The sequence below is a fragment of the Mesorhizobium sp. BE184 genome, assembly GCF_031457045.1.
Classification (GTDB): Bacteria; Pseudomonadota; Alphaproteobacteria; order Rhizobiales; family Rhizobiaceae; genus Mesorhizobium.
This window is the reverse complement of the sequence record NZ_JAVDVU010000002.1, coordinates 842,007-862,337: the sequence shown is the minus strand read 5'-3', so window position 1 is coordinate 862,337 and position 20,331 is coordinate 842,007. Positions and strand designations below refer to the sequence as shown.

Annotated in this window: 19 protein-coding genes and 1 tRNA gene; 14 read left to right on the top strand and 6 right to left on the bottom strand. The window is 63.4% G+C overall.

Annotation, left to right across the window (positions count from 1 at the left end; all coding sequences use genetic code 11):
- Positions 1 to 25: 25 nt before the first annotated feature.
- The gene (locus J2X35_RS12235) at positions 26 to 964 is read left to right on the top strand and encodes an undecaprenyl-diphosphate phosphatase (protein ID WP_310185707.1); all 939 of its coding nucleotides are present in this window, start codon (positions 26 to 28) and stop codon (positions 962 to 964) included.
- 8 nt (positions 965 to 972) lie between these two features.
- Here J2X35_RS12235 and J2X35_RS12230 read toward each other — a convergent pair whose 3' ends face one another.
- Together J2X35_RS12230 and J2X35_RS12225 are read right to left on the bottom strand one after the other, a co-directional pair.
- Positions 973 to 1,947 carry a complex I NDUFA9 subunit family protein gene (locus J2X35_RS12230; protein ID WP_310185705.1) on the bottom strand — a complete coding sequence of 325 codons (975 nt, stop codon included), beginning with the start codon at positions 1,945 to 1,947 and terminating at the stop codon, positions 973 to 975.
- A gap of 114 nt (positions 1,948 to 2,061) precedes the next feature.
- Entirely contained in the window at positions 2,062 to 2,514 is a 453-nt protein-coding gene (locus tag J2X35_RS12225) for a DoxX family protein (protein ID WP_405023212.1), read from the bottom strand.
- Positions 2,515 to 2,710: 196 nt separating this feature from the next.
- On the opposite strand from J2X35_RS12225, the gene J2X35_RS12220 reads away from it, so the two are divergent.
- The gene (locus J2X35_RS12220) at positions 2,711 to 3,418 is read left to right on the top strand and encodes an SDR family NAD(P)-dependent oxidoreductase (RefSeq protein ID WP_056113318.1); all 708 of its coding nucleotides are present in this window, start codon (positions 2,711 to 2,713) and stop codon (positions 3,416 to 3,418) included.
- A gap of 104 nt (positions 3,419 to 3,522) precedes the next feature.
- Here the strand turns inward: J2X35_RS12220 and rpsA are convergent, their stop codons facing one another.
- The 4 genes from rpsA to aroA all read right to left on the bottom strand — a co-directional run bounded on the left by rpsA (position 3,523) and on the right by aroA (position 8,053).
- Positions 3,523 to 5,220 carry a 30S ribosomal protein S1 gene (rpsA, locus tag J2X35_RS12215; RefSeq protein ID WP_056116257.1) on the bottom strand — a complete coding sequence of 566 codons (1,698 nt, stop codon included), beginning with the start codon at positions 5,218 to 5,220 and terminating at the stop codon, positions 3,523 to 3,525.
- A gap of 199 nt (positions 5,221 to 5,419) precedes the next feature.
- Entirely contained in the window at positions 5,420 to 6,058 is a 639-nt protein-coding gene (gene cmk / locus J2X35_RS12210) for a (d)CMP kinase (RefSeq protein WP_310185703.1), read from the bottom strand.
- Positions 6,055 to 6,699 (bottom strand): FMN-binding negative transcriptional regulator, encoded by a 645-nt coding sequence (locus J2X35_RS12205; protein WP_310185701.1) that lies wholly within the window; start codon positions 6,697 to 6,699, stop codon positions 6,055 to 6,057. The genes cmk and J2X35_RS12205 overlap by 4 nt, the downstream gene beginning before the upstream one ends.
- A gap of 1 nt (position 6,700) precedes the next feature.
- The gene (aroA, locus tag J2X35_RS12200) at positions 6,701 to 8,053 is read right to left on the bottom strand and encodes a 3-phosphoshikimate 1-carboxyvinyltransferase (protein WP_310185698.1); all 1,353 of its coding nucleotides are present in this window, start codon (positions 8,051 to 8,053) and stop codon (positions 6,701 to 6,703) included.
- Positions 8,054 to 8,251: 198 nt separating this feature from the next.
- Here aroA and J2X35_RS12195 point away from each other — a divergent pair, with 198 nt between their 5' ends.
- The 12 genes from J2X35_RS12195 (at position 8,252) to J2X35_RS12140 (ending at position 20,324) form a co-directional block, all read left to right on the top strand.
- On the top strand, positions 8,252 to 8,638 hold the full coding sequence (locus J2X35_RS12195) for a TIGR02300 family protein (protein WP_056113327.1): 387 nt from the start codon (positions 8,252 to 8,254) through the stop codon (positions 8,636 to 8,638).
- A gap of 176 nt (positions 8,639 to 8,814) precedes the next feature.
- A tRNA-Ala gene (locus tag J2X35_RS12190) sits at positions 8,815 to 8,890 on the top strand.
- A 705-nt stretch (positions 8,891 to 9,595) separates the two neighbouring features.
- The gene (locus tag J2X35_RS12185; protein WP_310186144.1) at positions 9,596 to 11,446 is read left to right on the top strand and encodes an iron ABC transporter permease; all 1,851 of its coding nucleotides are present in this window, start codon (positions 9,596 to 9,598) and stop codon (positions 11,444 to 11,446) included.
- Position 11,447: 1 nt separating this feature from the next.
- The gene (locus tag J2X35_RS12180) at positions 11,448 to 12,575 is read left to right on the top strand and encodes an ABC transporter ATP-binding protein (RefSeq protein ID WP_310185696.1); all 1,128 of its coding nucleotides are present in this window, start codon (positions 11,448 to 11,450) and stop codon (positions 12,573 to 12,575) included.
- 22 nt (positions 12,576 to 12,597) lie between these two features.
- Entirely contained in the window at positions 12,598 to 13,719 is a 1,122-nt protein-coding gene (locus J2X35_RS12175) for an ABC transporter substrate-binding protein (protein ID WP_310185693.1), read from the top strand.
- 55 nt (positions 13,720 to 13,774) lie between these two features.
- Positions 13,775 to 14,908 carry an ABC transporter substrate-binding protein gene (locus tag J2X35_RS12170; RefSeq protein ID WP_310185690.1) on the top strand — a complete coding sequence of 378 codons (1,134 nt, stop codon included), beginning with the start codon at positions 13,775 to 13,777 and terminating at the stop codon, positions 14,906 to 14,908.
- 53 nt (positions 14,909 to 14,961) lie between these two features.
- Positions 14,962 to 16,104, top strand: a complete 1,143-nt coding sequence (locus tag J2X35_RS12165) for an ABC transporter substrate-binding protein (protein ID WP_310185687.1) — start codon at positions 14,962 to 14,964, stop codon at positions 16,102 to 16,104.
- Between the two features lie 56 nt (positions 16,105 to 16,160).
- Complete coding sequence (locus J2X35_RS12160) at positions 16,161 to 17,015, top strand: inositol monophosphatase family protein (RefSeq protein ID WP_310185685.1); 855 nt, start codon at positions 16,161 to 16,163, stop codon at positions 17,013 to 17,015.
- On the top strand, positions 17,015 to 17,830 hold the full coding sequence (locus tag J2X35_RS12155; protein ID WP_310185683.1) for an HAD-IA family hydrolase: 816 nt from the start codon (positions 17,015 to 17,017) through the stop codon (positions 17,828 to 17,830). Before J2X35_RS12160 ends, J2X35_RS12155 begins: the two co-directional genes overlap by 1 nt.
- Positions 17,827 to 18,687, top strand: coding sequence for an inositol monophosphatase family protein (locus J2X35_RS12150; protein WP_310185680.1), 861 nt, complete (start codon positions 17,827 to 17,829; stop codon positions 18,685 to 18,687). Before J2X35_RS12155 ends, J2X35_RS12150 begins: the two co-directional genes overlap by 4 nt.
- Positions 18,688 to 18,831: 144 nt before the next feature.
- The gene (locus tag J2X35_RS12145; protein WP_310185677.1) at positions 18,832 to 19,653 is read left to right on the top strand and encodes an inositol monophosphatase; all 822 of its coding nucleotides are present in this window, start codon (positions 18,832 to 18,834) and stop codon (positions 19,651 to 19,653) included.
- Between the two features lie 32 nt (positions 19,654 to 19,685).
- Positions 19,686 to 20,324 (top strand): dual specificity protein phosphatase, encoded by a 639-nt coding sequence (locus tag J2X35_RS12140; protein WP_310185675.1) that lies wholly within the window; start codon positions 19,686 to 19,688, stop codon positions 20,322 to 20,324.
- The last annotated feature ends 7 nt before the right edge of the window (positions 20,325 to 20,331 follow it).

Here is a 20,331-nt window from a genome sequence, read left to right as displayed (position 1 = left end):
GGGCAAGGCCTGAGCAAGGGTGCCGATGGAAATCCAGACGCTGATCGAAGCGCTTTTGCTCGGACTGCTCGAGGGCCTGACCGAGTTCTTACCGGTCTCCTCCACGGGACACATTCTGCTTGCCGGGCATTTTCTCGGTTTCGAATCGACCGGCAAGGTCTTCGAGGTGCTGATCCAGCTCGGCGCCATACTTGCCATTCTCAGCGTCTATGCCGGGCGATTTTTTACTTTCCTGCGCCGGCCTGGCGCCTTTCGGCTGATCGGCGAAGCGATCGTCGGCGTCATCGCAGCCCTTGTCTGGCTTTGCGGCTGTGCCTTCGAAATCGTTGCCGCGACTGTCCGCCGTCGCAAGGTCAACCTGTTCCTGCCGCCAGAACTGCCGAACGATCCGGCCGTGCGGCTGATGGTCGGTGTCGGCCTCGGCTTCCTGCCCGCTGCCGTAATCGGCGCGCTGGCGCATGATTTCATCAAGACCGTTCTGTTCGAAACGCCGATCCTGATCTGCGTCATGCTCATTCTGGGCGGCATCGTGCTGTTGTGGATCGATCGGCAGGACCTGAAGCCGAAGTATCATGATGCGGCCAGTCTGCCGCTTTCGACCTATCTCAAGATCGGCCTGTTCCAGTGCCTGGCGATGATCCCCGGAACCTCGCGTTCAGGCGCCACCATCGTCGGTTCGCTGCTGCTCGGCGTCGACAAGCGCGCCGCGGCTGAATTCTCGTTCTTCCTCGCCATCCCGACCATGATGGGCGCCTTCGCGCTCGACCTGTTCAAGAACCGCGACCTGCTGTCGGCCTCGGATTTCCCGGTGATCGCGGTTGGCTTCATCGCCGCTTTCGTCACGGCGGTATTGGTCGTCCGCAGCCTGCTCGCTTATGTGTCGCGGCACGGCTATTCGCTGTTCGGCTGGTGGCGTCTGGCCGTCGGCGGCGTTGGACTGATCGCCCTGCTCATCTGGGGTTAAGACAGCACTCAGGCCGCAGGCTTGCGCTGGAACTGTCCGGCGGCGCGGAACCGCCACAGGTAGCTCGGCAGGATGGTCCCCACCGACTGGCCCTGGATGCCAAGGCCTGCAAGCGTCCGTCCATCCTTTTCGGCGACTTCCGAAACCACATTGTGCTGTCGAAGCTGGATCACCTGATCGCGGGTCAGCAGCGGGTTCGGCAGCAATTCCAGGATGGAGGCCTGAATGTTGGCCAGCCACCACGGCACCGGCACAAGCAGGCGCTTGCGGCCGATGACGTCAAGCAGCTCCTGCATGCACTCCTTGAAGGTCAGGACCTTCGGACCGCCCAGTTCATAGACTTGGCCGCGCTTCACCTTGCCATCGACGGACCGCGCGATTGCCTCGGCCACGTCGCTGACATAGACCGGCTGGAACCGGGTCTCGCCGCCGCCGATCAGGGGCAGCACCGGCGAAAGACGCGCCATACCGGCAAAGCGGTTGAAGAAGCTGTCTTCCGGGCCGAACATGATCGATGGGCGGAAAACAATCGCTTCCCGCACGGTCTCCAGAACGGCCTGCTCGCCCAGCGCTTTCGTGCGTGCGTAGCCGGATTCCGAGTTGGCGTCTGCGCCGAGCGCTGAAACATGTGTCATGCCGGCGCCGACCGCTCGCGCGGCTTCCGCTATGGCGCGCGCGCCGAATTCCTGCACGGCGGAAAACTTCTGCCGGCCGCCTTCATGCAGGATGCCGACGAGATTTATGACGTGATCGGCGCCGCGCACCGCGTTGTCGACCGACCAGCGCACCCGCACATTGGCCTGCACCGCCTGGATCTGACCGACATTGCCCAGCGGCTGCAGATGCCCGGCGAGATCGGGCCTGCGGCAGGCCACCCGTATGCGATAGCCGCGCTTGGCCAGCGCCCGCACCACATGCCGGCCGACGAAGCCTGAACCGCCGAAGATCACCACGAGCTTGGGGGTCTGCAGAATCTCGGTCATCGTCGGCTCCGGCTGTACGCCCTTTTCTGCGGGCTTTGGCTGAAGCCGTTTCATAGTGCGTTTCGGCCCAAACGCAAAGGGCAAAGCGGCCGTTAGCCGCTCCGGAGCCCTGCGTTAAAGCGCCCTGCCCAGATGTGCGTCGACCGACTGCCGGTTGCCGCCGCGGATGACGAAGAAGAACAGGGCCGTCGCCCACAGCAGCGACTTTTCCGCACCGGAAAAACCCTGCCCCTGGACGATCCAGTGAAACCACACCGTGACCAGCAAGATGATCATGCCCGCGAAAGAGGCCGGGCGCGTCAGAAAGCCGATGGCGATCAGGATGCCACCGAAGAACTCGGTGACCGACAGTAGCGGCGACCAGAACGTTCCGGGATAGAAGCCCAGGCCCTCGACCATACCCACTGCGCCGAACGGATCGACGATCTTCTGCGAGCCGTGGATGGCCAGGAAACCGCCGGCCACCACACGCAGAAGTGTTTCGGCCAGATCGTGCAGGGCGCTGTAGATGTTTCCCATTGCCGGTATTAAAAGACGGGTGCGGCCGGGTTCGGTCGTGTGTGACAAGAATGGTCTCCTTCGTGGTCGAGGACCTGAAACGCCCGATGGTCAACCTCACGGTCAAATGAAAACAAGTTGATTAGTCGGGTCATATTTAAGGCGAATGCGGTTACGCGCTGCGGCCTTCGGCCAAGCGAATTTCGGTTGAGGGAATGCGCCGAAGGCGCAAGAATCGGCAGGGATCGAATAAGGAATTGCAGGAATGACGAGTAAGCTCGAAGGCAGGCATATCGTGGTGACGGGCGGCACCGGGCAGCTCGGCAGCACGGTGGTGGCCAAGCTTTTGGAAGAAGGTGCGGTCTGCCACGTCCCCAACAGCCACGCGGCGGCGCCGGAGCATTTTCCTTTTGTCGGGCACGAGCGCGTCAGGCTGGTGAACAATGTCTATCTCGCCGATTCCGCCGCGGTCGAAGCATTCTATGCGGATGTGCCTGAGCTTTGGGCGTCGGTTCACCTTGCCGGCGGGTTCGCCATGGCGCCGCTTGAAAAAACCGAATCGGCTTCATTCGCAGAGATCATGGACACCAATGTCCGCACCGCCTTTTTGTGCAGTCGCGCCGCGGTGCGGGCGTTGCTCGCGGCAGGCAATGAAGGCCGTATCGTCAATGTTTCGGCCCGTCCCGGGCTCGATCCGCGTCGCGGCGCCGGCATGGTCGCCTATGCTGCCAGCAAGGCGGCCGTTGCGGCGATGACCGTCGCCTTGGCCGAAGAGGTGAAGAGCAAGGGCATCCTCGTCAATGCCATAGCCCCGTCGACGCTGGACACCGCTTCAAACCGCGCCGACATGCCCGATGCCGATTTTTCGCGCTGGGTCAGCCTCGAGGCGGCGGCGGAAGCGATTTTCTATCTTGTGTCGCCGGCCAACCAGGCGATGAGCGGAGCTCTCGTTCCGCTCTATGGCCGCGCATAGGCGTTCAGCGCCAATACGCAGAGCCCTCTCGGCGAAAGGCAAGCCGCATAAAAAAAACCCCGCGAACCATGAGGCTCGCGGGGTTTTTGTTTTTCGTGGCAGGCTTAGTTGCCGGACTTCTTCAGCGCCGCGCCCAGGATGTCGCCGAGCGAAGCACCGGAGTCGGTGGAACCGTACTGGGCCACCGCTTCCTTTTCCTCGGCGATTTCCAGCGCCTTGATCGAAACCTGCAGCTTGCGGGTCTTCTTGTCGTAGGCGATGACGCGGGCATCGACCTTCTGGCCAACGGTGAAGCGTTCCGGACGCTGCTCGTCGCGATCACGTGACAGGTCGGAGCGCTTGACGAACGAGTCGAGACCGCTCTCCACCAGCCGCACCTCGATGCCGCCATCCTTGATGCCGGTTACTTCGCAGGTGACGACGGCATTCTTGCGCAGTTCGCCCGAAGTGGCGGCTTCGCCGGCCGCGTCGCGCTGCAGCTGCTTGACGCCGAGCGAGATACGCTCCTTCTCGATGTCAACGTCGAGCACCTGCGCCTTGACCATGTCGCCGCGATTGTACTCTTCGATGACCTGTTCGCCCGGACGGTTCCAGTCCAGGTCGGACAGGTGAACCATGCCGTCCACGTCGCCTTCGAGGCCGATGAACAGGCCGAACTCGGTCTTGTTCTTGACCTCGCCCTCGACTTCCGAGCCGACCGGATGGTTGGCGGCGAAAGCATGCCAAGGGTTTTCCAGCGTCTGCTTCAAGCCCAGCGAAATACGGCGCTTGGCCGGATCGACCTCGAGCACGACAACGTCGACTTCCTGCGTGGTGGAGAGGATCTTGCCGGGATGCACGTTCTTCTTCGTCCACGACATTTCCGAAACGTGGATGAGCCCTTCGATGCCCGGCTCCAGCTCGACGAACGCGCCGTAGTCGGTGATGTTGGTGACGGTGCCGGTGATCTTCTTGCCGATCGGGAACTTGGTGCCGATATCGGACCACGGATCGCTTTCGAGCTGCTTCATGCCCAGCGAGATGCGGTGCGTCTCCTGGTTGATGCGGATGATCTGCACCTTCACCGTCTGGCCGATGTTGAGGATCTCGGTCGGATGGTTGACGCGGCGCCATGCCATGTCGGTGACGTGCAGCAGGCCGTCAATGCCGCCGAGGTCGACGAACGCACCGTAATCGGTGATGTTCTTGACCACGCCCTCGACCACCTGACCCTCTTCGAGGTTCTGGACGATCTCGGAGCGCTGTTCGGCGCGGCTCTCTTCCAGCACGGTGCGGCGCGAAACCACGATGTTGCCGCGGCGGCGATCCATCTTCAGGATCTCGAAGGGCTGCGGGTTGTGCATGAGCGGCGTGACGTCGCGGATCGGGCGGATATCGACCTGCGAACGCGGCAGGAAGGCCACGGCGCCGTCGAGGTCGACGGTGAAGCCGCCCTTGACCTGGTTGAAGATCACGCCTTCGACGCGCTCGCCCTTGGTGAATTTCTCTTCGAGCTTGACCCAGCTCTCTTCGCGGCGGGCCTTCTCGCGCGACAGCATCGCCTCGCCCAGGGCGTTTTCGATGCGCTCGACATAGACTTCGACCGTATCGCCGACCTTGAGGCCGCCTTCTTTGCCCTTGACGCCGAATTCCTTCAGCGGCACGCGGCCTTCGACCTTGAGGCCGACATCGATGATGGCCATGTCCTTTTCGATCGCGGTCACGAGACCGCGCACGACCTGGCCTTCGCCGGAATGGCCGGCGCCGAAAGATTCGTCGAGCATGCTCGCGAAATCATCGCGAGTCGGTGTTGCAGTAGCCATATTTTCTCCTGGAAACCCCGCATTTGTCAGCGAGGTCGGCGCCGTGGTTAGCGTTGCGTTGGCCTGCCGGCGTTCCGGGTCGAAACCCTGGCCGCCCTGGAGCGGCAAATCCGGCGCATGCTAGAATGCTGGCAGGCTGGTTCTTGGTCTCGCCTGGGCTTCGCCGCATCTCCCGGCGGGAGCACAGGGCAAAAGCCGGTCAGGCCTTGTTCCGGATGGCAATGGCTTCGTCAACGATCGCCCGCGCCGCCTGGAACGCGGCTTCTATAGACATTTCCGAGGTGTCGAGCAAGTGCGCGTCAGCGGCGGGCCGAAGCGGCGAGTCGGCACGGCCCATGTCACGCTCGTCGCGCCGGACGATGTCGGCGAGGATATCGGCTCCATCGGCCTTTCCGCCGCGCGCCTCGATGTCGCGCAGCCGGCGCTGCGCCCGCACCTCGGCGCTGGCGGTGACATAGAGCTTTACGTCCGCTTCGGGGCATACAACCGTACCGATATCACGCCCGTCCAGCACGGCGCCGGACGCTTGCGCGGCGAAGGCGCGCTGCTTGTCGACGAGGATTTTGCGCACGTCCGAAATCACCGCCACGCGGGAGGCTGCATCGGCGACCTCGTGGGCGGATAAGGCCTCCCGGTCGAGGTTGCCGAGATCGACCAGTTTCGCAGCCTCGACAGCGTGCGTTTCATCTCCGAGCGGCCAGCCCTTGGTCAGGAGCATGTGCGCCACGGCGCGGTAGGTCAGCCCGGTGTCCAGATGCGGCAGATGATAATAATCGGCCAGCCGCCGCGCCAGGGTGCCCTTGCCGGAAGCCGCCGGTCCGTCGATGGCGATGATCATCGCTTCGCCCTGTAATGCCGCACGATCGCTGCCATATCGGCATTGGCGTGGACTTCACCGGGGTCGCCGAGACCGTCCGCCACCCGCTCCATGTCGGTCACCGGGCGGTTCTGGCTGGCCTTCCACTTGCCGTCGATGGCGGTGATCTCGATTTCGACGCCGATAATGCCCTTGATCTGCGCCTGGATGAAGTCTTCCGGCGCGTCCTCGACCGCCCACGGGGCCGGTCGGGCGGCTTCATGGTCGCGCGTCAGTGCGCCGATCTGGGTCCGCAGCCAACCTCCATCATCGATGACGCGCGCCACGCCACGCACCTGCACGACGGCATAGTTCCAGGTCGGCACGACCTTGCCGGTTTCCTGCTTCGCCGCATACCAGGACGGCGTGACGTATGTTTCCGGCCCCTGGAAGACGATGAGCACCATCGCTCCGTCGGCGATTTCGCGCCATTGGCCATTGGCCTTCGACATGTGCACCTGCAAGGTACCCTTCTCGGACCGCTCTGCTTCCAGATGGAAGGGAAGCAGATTGGCGTTCGGTCCGTCTGCGGCCGCGGTAATGAGCAGGCCGAGAGGATGCGACCGGATCAGCGCATGCTGGACCGAGAGATCATCCTCGCGGAAGTGCGGCGGCTGATACATGTCACTCTATCCCTGCGCCGAGTCCCTTCATAAGTCCCATGAATTCGGGGAAACTGGTGGCGATCATGGCGGCGTCGTCGATGGTAACCGGCTTTTCTGCTGCCAGTCCCATAACCAGGAAGCTCATGGCGATGCGATGGTCGAGGTGGGTTTGCACCATATCATCTTTCGCCTGACCGCCGAGTCCCTTGCCGCCGGGAACGCCGCGCACGGCGAGCGTGGAATGCCCCTCGGTGCAATCGACGCCATTGAGCTTCAGCCCTTCGGCGACGGCGGACAGCCGGTCGCTCTCCTTGACCCGCAATTCCTCCAGGCCCTGCATCAGCGTCTCGCCTTCGGCGAAGCTCGCGGCGACGGCCAGCACCGGATACTCGTCGATCATCGACGGCGCCCGCTGCGGCGGGACTGAAACGCCCTTGAGTTCGGAGTGACGCACCCGCAGATCGGCGACGTCCTCGCCACCCTCGTTGCGCGGGTTCAGAATGTCGATCCGGCCGCCCATTTCCTGCAGGGTCAGAAGCAGTCCGGTGCGCGTCGGGTTCATCAACACGTTCTCGATGACGATATCCGAGCCAGGCACGATCAGTGCGGCGACCAGCGCGAAGGCCGCCGACGACGGGTCGCCGGGCACGGCGATGGTCTGGCCGGTCAGTTTTCCCTGGCCTTCGATGAAGATGTGGCGCACGCCGCGCTCGTCCGTCTCCACCGTCAGATTGGCGCCGAAACCCTGCAGCATCTTTTCGGTGTGGTCGCGCGTCATCACCGGCTCGATCACCGTGGTGATGCCCGGCGTGTTCAGCCCGGCCAGAAGCAGGGCCGATTTCACCTGCGCCGACGCCATCGGCACCCGATAGGTGATCGGCGCCGCATGCTTGGGGCCGCGCAGCGTGATCGGCATGCGGTCGCCGGCGGCCGCCCGCAGAACCTGCACCCCCATCTGGCGCAGCGGGTCGAGCACCCGGCCCATGGGCCGGCCCGACAGCGACGCGTCGCCGATGAAGGTCGTCTCCATGTCGTAGGTGCCGACCAGCCCCATGGTCAGGCGCGAACCGGTGCCGGCATTGCCGAAATCGAGCGGTCCTTCCGGCTGCAGCAGCGCCCCATTGCCGGTGCCGCGGATGATCCATTCATCACCCTTCTTCTCGATATGGGCGCCCATTGCCTTCATGGCGGCGCCGGTGCGCATCACGTCCTCGCCCTCCAGCAGGCCGGTAATGCGGGTTTCGCCGGAGGCCAGGCCGCCGAACATGAAGGAGCGGTGCGAGATCGATTTGTCCCCCGGCACGCGGGCATTGCCGGAAAGCGGCGGCGAACGCCGCGCGGTCGCTGGTCGTGGTTTGGCGTCATGCGCCATGTCGTTATGCCCTGGATTGTTCGGCCGAGCGTGCTCAAAGCCGGAATGATCATTTTTGCACCGCTTCCGTAGCATGAAGGACATCGGCCGTCATCCTGAAAAAGCCTCGTGAAAATGCCGCCGGGCAACGTGGCTTTTGGCTTTGACAGCACGGTCAACTGTGAGTAAGGGGACCAGTCTTTCTGTACGAGGCTTGCCGTGGCAAAATCTGAACTTGGCACAAAACGCATAGACCCTGAGACGGGTCAGAAATTCTACGACCTGAACAAGGACCCGATAGTTTCGCCCTATACGGGCAAAACCTACCCGCGCTCCTACTTCGAGGAAGGCAAGGTTGCCGCCATCGAGGAAGAGGAGGAGGTCGAGGAAAAGGAAGCAGACGCCGAGGAAGAAGGCGCCGAGATCGTTTCGCTTGAGGATGCCGACGAGGAAGCCAAGGCCGACGATCTTCCTGACCTTGGGGACGACGAAGACGATGTCGACATCGGCGACGATGACGAAGACACCTTCCTCGAGGATGAAGAGGAAGAGGACGACGACGTTTCCGACATGATCGGCGTCGGCGATGACGAGGACGAAATCTGATCGGGCCGGTGGGCGCCAGGGCGCTCGCCGGCTTTCGCTGCCGGCATGATAAAAAGCCGCCGCGGAAGACTTGCTATTGCTGCGAGGCGGCGCTAGAAGCCGCCAGCATTAGGCGGCCGGGACCCAACCCGGCCTGATCTTTTCGCCGGAAACGGCGCCGGCGGCTTGCCGGGTGTGGGGCCATAGCTCAGCTGGGAGAGCGCCTGCATGGCATGCAGGAGGTCAGCGGTTCGATCCCGCTTGGCTCCACCAAATCGTTCTTCCTGAATTGCAATTCTTGGATTCCTGGAGTGTCCTCGGCATATTCGGAGCTGGTCCTCCGATCTGTTGGCCGGTTCAGGCAATCCAACGTGGCGATGCCGCCGGCTCAACCCAGTCTCTTTAAAGCATCCAGAGATGCAGCCCACGAGATATTCCTCGGTCGATGGGATCGATTTCTATCCCGTTCATCCGCCTGCCCGGCAAGGAAATCGCTCGGCGTCGGCGATCTGTAGCCGCAAGTCTGGTGGGTACCAACACAAAAAATGAATTGCACGCCTGTGCAAAATGCCCTGCCCAGCACTTGTCAGGCGAAGAAATTGCCATCTCCGCCGCAAGCGGCCCAGAAAGACAAAGGGTTGATTTTTCACGAGAAAGACAAGTTAATGCCAAGAGTGAACGCCCCTCATCCGGGTATGAGTCATGTTCAGAAAGCTATGCGCCTATATGCACACCAGTGCAAAAATGTCGCAAAGTTGGGTTGACTTTTGTCGACGGCACGGCGACAAAAATAAAAACCGTACTTCACGTGCGGTGCGGGCCGCGGGAGGTTGGCTCGGCAGGCGGGTGGCAGTAGCCGGCCTGCAAGCGTCAGGGAGGAACAATGACGCCTGGATTCTGTCTTCGTTTGTCCGCGGTCCGGCAATCCGGACCGATCATGGCTTCGGCATGACTCTTTCGAAGGCTGAACCGTCGCCAATGCGCCGCCGCGAAGCGCATCATCATGCGGTGTCGCGCCCGGACGCACGGGTCGCGCCGAGCCGCTGGCAGCGTTTGCGCTACAAGCTGCGGATCGCCATGCGCGAGCCCACGACCCTGATCGGCGTGCTGGCGGCGCTGCTGTTTGCCTATCTGATCGTCGTGCCGATCATCTCCATGCTGCTCGACGCCATCCGGGTGCAGCTGGGCGATGGCCGGCGCATCAAGGCGGAAACGGGTGAACTCACCTGGTACTATCTGGAGAGGACCTTCACCTCGCGCGTGGCGCGAAGCCTGTTCTGGGAGCCGCTCGCCAACACGCTCTCGGTCGCCTTTGGCGCCATCGTGCTGTCGGTCATTGTCGGCGGCATCCTGGCATGGCTTTTGGCGCGCACCGACATGTTCGGGCGCAAATGGTTCGCCACGGCGCTCATCGTTCCTTACATGCTGCCCGCCTGGACCTTCGCGCTCGCCTGGACGACCCTGTTCAAGAACCGCACCGTCGGCGGCCAGGTCGGCTGGTTCGAGGCTCTCGGCTTTTCCCCGCCCGACTGGCTTTCCTACGGCCGCCTGCCGGTGACGCTGATCCTGGCGCTCCACTATGCGCCCTTCATCATCCTCCTGTTCGGCAATGCGCTGCGCCGCTTCGATTCCCAGCTCGAGGACTCGGCGCGGATCCTCGGCGCCGGCCGCGTCACCGTCACCCGCAAGATCATCCTGCCGCTGATGCTGCCCTCGCTGCTGTCGGCCATCGTGTTGATCTTCGCCAAATGCCTCGGCGAGTTCGGCGTGCCCTATGTGCTCGGCCTGCCGGTCAATTTCGACGTGCTGGCGACGTCGCTTTACCGCAACATCTCCTCGCGCCAGACCGGCGTCGCCGCCGTGCTCGCCGGCTGCATCATGCTGATCGGCATCATCACGATCGTCATCGACGCCAAGCTCATCAAGGAAGCGCGCCGCTTCGTCACCATCGGCTCGAAGGGTTCCATGGACCGTCTGCAGCCGCTCGGCGCCATGCGCATTCTAGCAATGGCCTTCGCGGCGGGAATCTTCTTGGTAAGCGTCGGTCTGCCGCTGCTCACACTGTTCCTGTCGACCGTCATGAAGGTGCCTGCGCGGTTCACCCTGGACAATTTCACCCTCGACTACTGGATCGGCACGGATCTGAACACGGTCGCCCTGCAGACCGGCATCCTGCTCAGCCCCGACCTTTGGAACGCCGCCTGGAACAGCCTGCGTATCGTCGGCCTGGCATCGGTCACGTCCGGCCTGCTCGGCCTGCTGGTCGGCTACGTCGTCGCCCGCACGCCGGTGCGCCCGCTGGCAACCTTCCTCCGCCAGGTGACGTTCCTTCCTTATCTGGTGCCCGGCATCGCCTTCGCCGCCGCCTATCTGTCGCTCTTCGCCGTGCCGCGCGGACCGATACCGGCGCTCTACGGCACCACCCTCATCCTCATGCTGGCGCTGATTGCGGATCAAATGCCTTACGCTTCCCGCGCCGGCATCTCGGCCATGATGCAGCTTGGCAAGGAACCCGAGGAGGCGGCGCAGGTCGCCGGCGCCGGCTGGTTCCGCCGCATGCGCTCGATCGTAGTGCCGATCCAGAAGGGCTCGCTGGTCACCGGCATCCTGCTGCCCTTCATTTCGGGCATCAAGGGGCTGAGCCTGTTCGTCGTGCTGGCCGTTCCCTCGACCGACGTGCTGACCACCTACTCGCTGCGGCTTGTGGATTACCACTACACGCAGGCGGCCAATGCGGTCGTGCTGATCATCGCCGCGATCGCCTATTTCGGCACGCTGCTCGGCCAGAAACTTACCAGAACGAATCTCGCCCAGGGATTAGGGGGCTGACATGCCAAGAATAAACCTTCGCGGCGTCGACAAGAGCTATGGCTCCAATTCAGCCAATGCCGTCGCCAACCTCAATCTCGAAATCGGCGACGGCGAGTTCATGTGCCTGCTCGGCCCGTCCGGTTGCGGCAAGACAACGACGCTGCGCATGATCGCCGGGCTGGAGCATCTCAGCGACGGCGAAATCCAGGTCGGATCGCGGATCGTGGATTCGGTCGGGCAGGGCATTTTCATTCCGCCTGAGAAAAGGCAGATGGGCCTCGTCTTCCAGAGCTATGCGCTGTGGCCGCATCTGACCATCGAGCGCAACACCGATTTCGGCCTGCGCCTGCGCAACATGCCGAAGGCCGAGCGCGAACAGCGCGTCAGCGACGTCATGAAGACGCTGGGGATCGAGCAGTATCGCGACCGCTATCCGTCGCAATTGTCGGGCGGCCAGCAGCAGCGCGTCGCGCTGGCGCGCATGCTGGCGGTCAATCCGGAGGTCCTGCTGCTGGACGAGCCGCTCTCCAACCTCGACGCGGCCCTGCGGCTGGAAATGCGCGCCGAGCTGAAGCGGCTCCACAACGAGTTCAAGACCACCATCGTCTTCGTCACCCACGACCAGTGGGAGGCGATGACGCTTGCCACGACCATTGCGGTGATGAGTGAAGGCCACCTCCAGCAGGTCGGAACGCCGAATGACATCTACGACCGGCCGGCCAACCGTTTCGTTGCGCAGTTCGTCGGCAATCCGCCGATCAACATCGTCGAACTGGCTGGCAAATCGGCCTTGAGCCGGATGGCCAGCGACTACTTCACCGCCCGCTATCCCAACCTCTCCAACGTCGGTTCGATGGGAATTCGTCCGGAATCGCTGCGCATTGCAGGACCCGACGCGCCGGTTCCGCAAGGCGCTTTCACCGGGAACGCGGAGGTGACGGGCATCCTGCCCACCGGCGGCAGCTGGATCGTCGAGCTGACCCTGCCGGGCGAAAAGCTGTTCATGGCGACGCACCAGTCACCGGAGATGAGCTTGGGCGACCGTATCGAATTCTTCGTCAAGGCGAAGGCGCTTCACGTCTTCGACCGGCAGGGCAACCGGCTGGCGGAAGCGGACAGGGCGCTGTCGGCTTCGAAAGTTCATTGAGACATTGGGGGGAAACGACATCATGAAGCCATTGAAGAAGCAGCTCGCAGGATTTGCCGCCGTCGGCGCAATCACATTCGCCTTTGTGGCGGGCGCATCGGCGCAGGAAAAATTCGATCTCGACGCGCTGGTTGCCGCCGCCAAGGGCGAGGCTCCGATCACCGTCTATGCGGTGACCGGCAAGATCGTCGATACGGCGAAGGCGTTCACGGAAAAGTACGGCGTGCAGGCGACCGGCAAGAAGGTCAACGAGGCGACGCAGGCCGATCTCATGATCCGCGAAAGCCAGTCGGGCAAGGTCATCGGCGATGTCAGCCTTGCCATGGATGTCGGCTCGGCCATGGCGCAGCTGCTCCCCGAGGGGATCGTCGAAAGCTGGGTGCCCGGCGATATCGAGCCCGATATCGCCGACGCATCCCGCAATCCGCTGGTGGTCGTCTCGGACCCGCAGGTGTGGACCTACAACACCGAAAAATACAAATCCTGCCCGGTGAAGAACATCTGGGAGCTGACCGAGCCGAAGTGGAAGGGCAAGGTCGCCATGCTCGACCTGTTCGAAAAGCCGCTTTACGCCGACTGGTTCAACCAGCTCGAGACGCATCACGACGCCGAGATCGCCAAAGCCTATGAGGACCTCTACGGCAAGAAGCTGGAGACCGACCAGCCGAGCGCGACCGCCGCATGGGTCAAGGCCTATGCAGGGAACGCGCCGCTTCTGGCCGACTCGACCGCCGTGGCCGATGCCGCCGGCGCACCCGGCCAGGCCGAGCCGTTCATGGCGATAACGGCGACGGCGAAATACCGCGAGAACGTCACCGGCGGGCTGAAGCTTGGCATCTGCGAGGGCATCGAACCTTTCGTCGGGTTCTCGTATCCCGGCTTCGGTCTCATCGCCAAGGGCACCAAGAGCCCCAATGCCGCGAAGCTGTTCATCCACTATTTGCTGACCGAAGAGGGCATCGCCAACCAGACCGTCGACGGCAAGCTGCCCAGCAACGGCAAGATCGCGCTGCCCGACGACGAGCCGTCCGGTATCGCCAAGCACCGCGACAGCCTGATGCTTTTCGACTCATCCACCGCGGCCGACGATTTCGACAAGCGTCAGGATTGGCAGGACTTCTGGCGCGTCAACTACAAGAAATGAGGCTGGAACCGCCGGATGGCAAAGCTGCCGGCCAACGATAGACGGGAGGAACATCATGGTATTGGAAGGCATGGCAAGGACCTGGAAATCGATTCTGCTCGCCGGCTCGGCCGCGGCGCTTGCCGCCCTGTCGGTTCCGGCGCATGCGGACACGTTCGATATCGACGCGCTGATCGAGGCGGCCAAGAAGGAACCCCCGGTTTCGGTCTACTCGACCACCGGCAAGATCGTCGAGCAGGCCAAGGCGTTCACGGCGAAGTATGGCGTTCAGGCAACCGGCACCAAGGCCAATGCCGCCGCGCAGCTGGAAATGGTCGTGCGCGAAGCGCAGGCCAAGAACGTCCAGGCGGACGTACTGCAGATCAGCGACGTCGCCGCCGGCGTCGCGCAGCTGGTGCCGGAAGGCTATGTCGAGAGCTGGGTGCCATCGGATCTGGCCGACAAGATCGACCCGATCTACCAGAACCCGCTGGTCATCTCCAACGAGGCGAACGTCTGGGCCTACAACACCCAGACCTATGACAGCTGCCCCATCAAGAACATCTGGGAACTGAGCGAGCCGAAGTGGAAGGGCAAGGTCGCCCTGCAGGATCCGCTCGGCAAGGCGTCCTATGTCGACTGGTTCAACCAGATGTCCATGCATGCCGACGACAAGGTCGCCGCCGCTTACAAGGAGCAGTACGGCAAGGATTTGGAAACCGATGAGGACAATGCGACCTCCGCCTGGGTCAAGGCGCTCGCCGCCAACGGCCCGCTGCTGACGGATGCGGACGAAGCCGCCGCCCAGGCAGCCGGCGCCCCGGACCAGAAGGAGCCCTTCATGGGCATGATGAGTTCGGCCAAGTTCCGCGACAATCAGGAAGCCGGCACCAAGCTTGGCCTGTGCACCGGACTGAAGCCTTTTGCCGGCTGGATGTATCCGAGCCTCGGCTTCATCGCCAAGGGAACCGACAGCCCGAACGCGGCGAAGCTCTTCATCCACTATCTGCTGACCGAAGAGGGCATCGCGCCGCAGGCCGTGGACGGCAAGATTTCCACCAACAAGGACGCCAGGCTGCCTGCGGACGAGCCTTCCGGCATCGCCAGGGTTGTCGACCAGATGTTCCCCTATGACGCCTCGTCGGCTGGAGACGACTGGGATGCGCGCCAGGATTGGCAGGATTTCTGGCGCGTCAACTACAAGAAGTGAGACATGGCCGCACCGCCTGCACGCGGTGCGGCGTCATCCGTGGGAGGAAGACAATGACTTTTCTGAAAAGGCGCGCCGCCATCCGGCGCGGACAGGCGATCGTCGCAAGCATCGTGGCGGCGGGCGCGCTGGCGACGGCGGCCGTCGCGCAGGAGGCATCGAGCGTCGATGATTTGGTCAAGGCGGCCAAGGCCGAAGCGCCGATCAACATCTACGACAGCACCGGCAAGATCGTCGAGATGGCCGACAACTTCTCCAAGAGGTACGGCCTGAAGGCGACCGGCATCAAGGTGTCGGCTTCCAGCCAGCTCGAGATGATCGTGCGCGAGGGGCAGGCGAAAAACGTCCAGGGCGACGTCGTTCTGATCACCGACGCCCCTGCCGGTCTGGCCCAGCTGCTGCCGGGCGGCTACGTGGAAAGCTGGCTGCCGCCGGACATGAAGGACAGGATCCCGGCGAAGTTCCAGGACCCGCTATCCATCACCACCAATGCCAGCGTCTGGGCCTACAACACCGAGGTCTATGACAGCTGTCCGGTCAAGAACATCTGGGAGCTGACCGAGCCGAAATGGAAAGGCAAGGTCGCCTTCTACGATCCGCTGTCGAAGGGCACCTATCCGGACTGGTTCAACCAGACCGAAACGCATTTCGATGCCGAGATGAAGGACGCCTACAAGGCGCGGTTCGGCAAGGACATCGACACGGGCGGCGAGGAAAGCGCAACGGCGGCCTGGGTAAAGGCTTTCGCGCAGAACGGTCCCCTGCTGGCGGATTCGGACGATGCCATTTCCGAGGCGGTCGGCGCGCCGGGACAGAAGGAGCCTTTCTTCGGCCTGCTCTCGTCGGCGAAGTTTCGCGACAATGCCGACAAGGGCTTCAAGCTCGGCCTCTGCGCCGACATGGGACCGTGGCCGGGCTGGACCTATGTGAAGCTCGGGCTGATCGCCAGCGGCACCAGGAGCCCGAACACGGCGAAGCTGTTCATCCACTATATCCTGACGGAGGAAGGCATCGCGCCGCAGGTGATCGACGGCAAGCTGCCCACCAACCCGGATATCAAAATTCCTGCAGACGAGCCGTCTGGCATCACACGTGTGCTCGACAAGCTCGAACAGTACGACACCTCGACCGCTCTCGACGACTGGGACGCCCGCCAGGACTGGCAGGATTTCTGGCGCGTCAACTACAAGAAATGAACCCTGTGAGGGGCCGTGCCCGCAAGGCGGCCGGCCTCTTTTACCTCTGGAAGCCGATGATGAATTCGTTGCCGCAATCCGCACGGCTGCTCGATGTCGCCACAAGCGCGGCGCTGGCTGTCGAGGTCCAGCTCAGGTCTGCCTTCCGTTCCGTGATGACCCACAGCGCCAAGCGCGATTTCCATGACATCGTTACCGAGCACGACCGGGCGAGCGAGGAACGTATTTCCGAAGTCATTTTCAAGCAGGTGCCGGACTCGACCATCGTCGGCGAGGAAGGCGGCAGCAAAGGTTCGGGGGCGGTGACCTGGTATGTCGATCCGATCGATGGGACGTCCAACTTTGCGCGCGGCATTGCACAGTGGTGCGTATCCATCGCAGCCGCGGTCGAGGGCGAGGTCGTCGCTGGCGTCGTCTTCGACCCGGCGGCCGGCAATCTCTTTTCCGCCAGCCTTGGCGGCGCCTGGCTGAACGGCGCGCCCATCGTGGCATCGTCCTTTGCGCAGGAACGCCAGGCGACGCTGCTGACCAGCTTTCCCAATGTCCGCAACATCAACGATCTGGGCGCTCAGGCCTTCGATGCGCAGGTCGAACTGCTACGGTCGTTCCTGGCCGTCCGCAACCTCGGCAGCGGCGCGCTGAACCTCGCCTATATCGCGGCCGGCTGGTCCGACGCGACGCTTGGGCTCTCCACCAATCCCTGGGATGTCGCGGCGGGGACCCTGATCCTGCGCCAGGCAGGCGGCGCATATCGCGGCCTCGAAGCGGGGAGGGACATTTCCCCCGCGCATCTGGCGCCGGATTATTTCGCATTCGGCGCAGGCGCGGATTACCCGGTGCTGGAACGCGTGGCGCGCACGCTTTCCGCGCAGTCGAGTTTCAAGCCCAGAGCCGCCGCAGGAGGAAGATGATGACCACGGCCAAGCAACTATCCGGCAAAAGGCCGGCCTTTCCGCGCGCGCTGCTGCTGGATTTCGGCGGGGTCATTGTCGAAACGACGCGGATTGTGGACTGGGAAGATCGGCTCGCCGAAAAGGTGGAAACAGTGCTCGACCGCGCCGGCGTCCGCGTGGCGCTGCTGTCGCGGCAGCGGATCGTCGCCGACATCCGCGCCGGCTGCATCGCGGATTCGCATTGGAAGAACGCGATGTCGCGAACCCTGTCGCCGCCGGAACTGACCTACGGGCAATTCTGGGGCGAATTCGTCGGCGCCGACTGGCCGGCCGATGCGCGCGAAGCGGTCCTCGCCGAAGCGCGCGAACTCTGCCGCCGGATGGGGCACCTGCGCAGCGACCGCAAGCTGCGCGACGGCATGAGGGAACTCCTCGACCGCTGCGACGCCGCCAGTATTCCCGTCGGCATCGTCAGCAATGCACTGTCGGGACAGGTCCATCTCGATTTCCTCCATGACATCGGCTGGACGGGTCGGTTCGCGGTGAAAATCCACAGCGACGAGGTGAAGGTCCGCAAACCGAACCCGGAAATGATCTGGCTGGCATGCCGGGAGATCGGCGTCGACGCGGGCGATGCCTGGTATGTCGGCGACAATTTCGACCGCGACGTGCTGTGCGGCGTGCGCGCCGGCATCGGCGGCAATATCCTGATGGAGGCGAAGGGCACCTATGACATGCCCTATGATCTCGGATTGAAGCCCGACGCCATCGTCGCCACCCCGCGCCATCTCCTGGCGCTGCTCGAGCAATCGCAGACAGGCAAGGTGGCATGATGGACCGGAGCCAATCCGCCGAACTGCGGACAATCGCGATCGAGGCCGCGCTGCTGGTGCGCGCCCCGCTCGCCGCCGCCTTCCGGTCCGAAATGGCGATCGACTACAAGGTCGATCTTCACGACATCGTCACCAAGCACGACCGGCAGGCCGAAGAGACGATCCGAAGCCATATCCTCGAGCGGCTGCCCGGTTCCACCATTGTCGGCGAGGAATATGGGGCCAGCGGCGAGGGGCGGGTGCGCTGGTACATCGACCCCATCGACGGCACCTCCAACTTTGCCCGCGGCATCGCGTTCTGGTGCGTCTCGATCGGCGTCACGGTCGACGACGAGATCGTGGCCGGGGCGATTCTCGATCCCGTCACCGGAAACATGTTCTCGGCCGACCTGACCGGCGCCTGGCTGAACGACGAGCCGCTCAGATCATCCGCCATCGCCGATGAGCGGAAAGCGACGCTGATCACCGGCTATCCGGTGGCGCGGGATTTCCGGCTCGACGGACGCGAACGCGCACTGGAAAACTTCGCCACGCTTGCCGAGACGTTCTCGACGTTGCGGCGGCCAGGAAGCGCTGCGCTCAGCATCTGCCATGTCGCAGCCGGCTGGGCGGATGCGGCCGCCGGCTTCGGCGTCAACGCCTGGGATGTGACGGCCGCCATCCTCCTGTTGAGGCAGGCAGGCGGAGCCTACACCGGCTTGCCGATGGGCGAGGTCGCGCCGGGGAGCCCGGACCATTTTTGTCCCGGCTATATTGCGACGGGGAAAGGGGCTTCCTACCCGACCTTGTCACGGATCGGCCATGACATATCGAGGCATCGCTTCGAGGCGGGCCAACCAGTTCAGGTGCAAGGATAAGCCAATGCACGCGAAACCATACGGCCAGGCCGACGCGAAGGGTGGTTCCCTGAAAACGCCTGAACTTTGCTATTCTGGCTGGTTGCACGCGCGTGCAAAGAAGACTAGAAGCGCGGCAAATCACACACGGGAAAGCGCAAGGCCATGAACGTTGCAACTGGATCGCAGCCAGCCTCGAAGGTGCCAGGCCTCGATGCGCGCGAGGCGCTTTGCCGCGATATGATCCTCGCCGCTGGACAACTGGCTCTGGAGGGCTTCAAGGCGGCGAAGGAAGACCGCACGGCGATGAAAGGGCCGCAGGATTTCCTCACCGAGACCGACGGCATGGTCGAGCGCTATCTGCGAAGCCGGATCGAGCAGACTTTCCCGCAGGACGGGTTTCTTGGCGAAGAGACCGGCGGGACGCCGAGAGACAATCTTTGGGTTGTCGACCCGATCGACGGCACGGCGAATTTCGCTCGCCAGATACCGCATTTCTGCATCTCAATCGCCTTCGTCTCACAAGGCATTGTGGAAATCGGGGGGATCTACAATCCCGGGCTCGATGAATTGCATTTCGCCCGGCGCGGCATGGGAGCGACCCGCAACGGCAACCCTATCCAGGTCGCCGACACGGTCGACTACCAGCGCGCCTGCGTCGAACTTGGTTGGTCGAACCGGCTGCCGAACATCCGATATCTGGATGCATTGAGTCACATCCTGACGCAGGGCGCCAATGTGCGCCGCGGCGCATCAGGCGCGCTGGGACTGGCTTTCGTCGCCGACGGCCGGTCCGACGGCTATGCCGAATTGCATATGCATCCGTGGGATTGCCTTGCCGGCCTGCTCATGGTGCGCGAAGCTGGCGGCGTGACGGCGCCCTTCCTGGAACTGGATGGCCTGGCCAAGGGCGGCGGCGTGCTGGCTGCGTGCCCCGGTATCGCGCCGGGAATGAGTGAAGCGACCGGCATTGCGCTGACGCTGTGACCCGCTGAAGAACCGATACCGAGATACTGCCCATGAACATCGCGCCGCGCTACGAACGACCCAACATCAGCCTGATCGAACCAGATCTGCCCGGTTATGGCGTCGATCTTTTCATCGGCGGGATGGAGGGCGCTGGCGACCTGGCTGACCTGAAGGCCAGGAACATCACCACCGTCTTCAACTGCGCGGTCAATCTCGATTTCAACTATGCGGTTGAGCCCTTTGCAGACGAACCCGATCCGGCGGCGATCTATGGCGTCGGCGCTGTGCGTTATTACAAGCTCGGGCTGATCGACGGCGACGGCAACCCGGAGACCATGATGCTGGCCGGCTTCTACATGCTGCGCGGCGCGCTTTCGCAGACACTGCCCGACAGGCCGACCTATCCGCGCCGCGAAAAGGGCAATGTGCTGGTCAATTGCAGAGGCGGGCGCAGCCGCTCGGTGTCCCTCGTCGCGTTGTTCCTGCATGTCGAGGCGAGCGAACGCTATCCCACCTTCGATGCGGCGCTGGACCATGTCCGGACCATGCGGAAGCTGCGCCCCGACGAATGGTTCGAGACGCCGAAGCCGATGCTGGTCGCCGCCGCCCGCCGCGCCGCCGAATGGATCCGCCTGATCGACACCGGCGTGGCGCCGTCGACGCTCGCCCGCTCCCCGGAACAGGGCTGAAGACCAA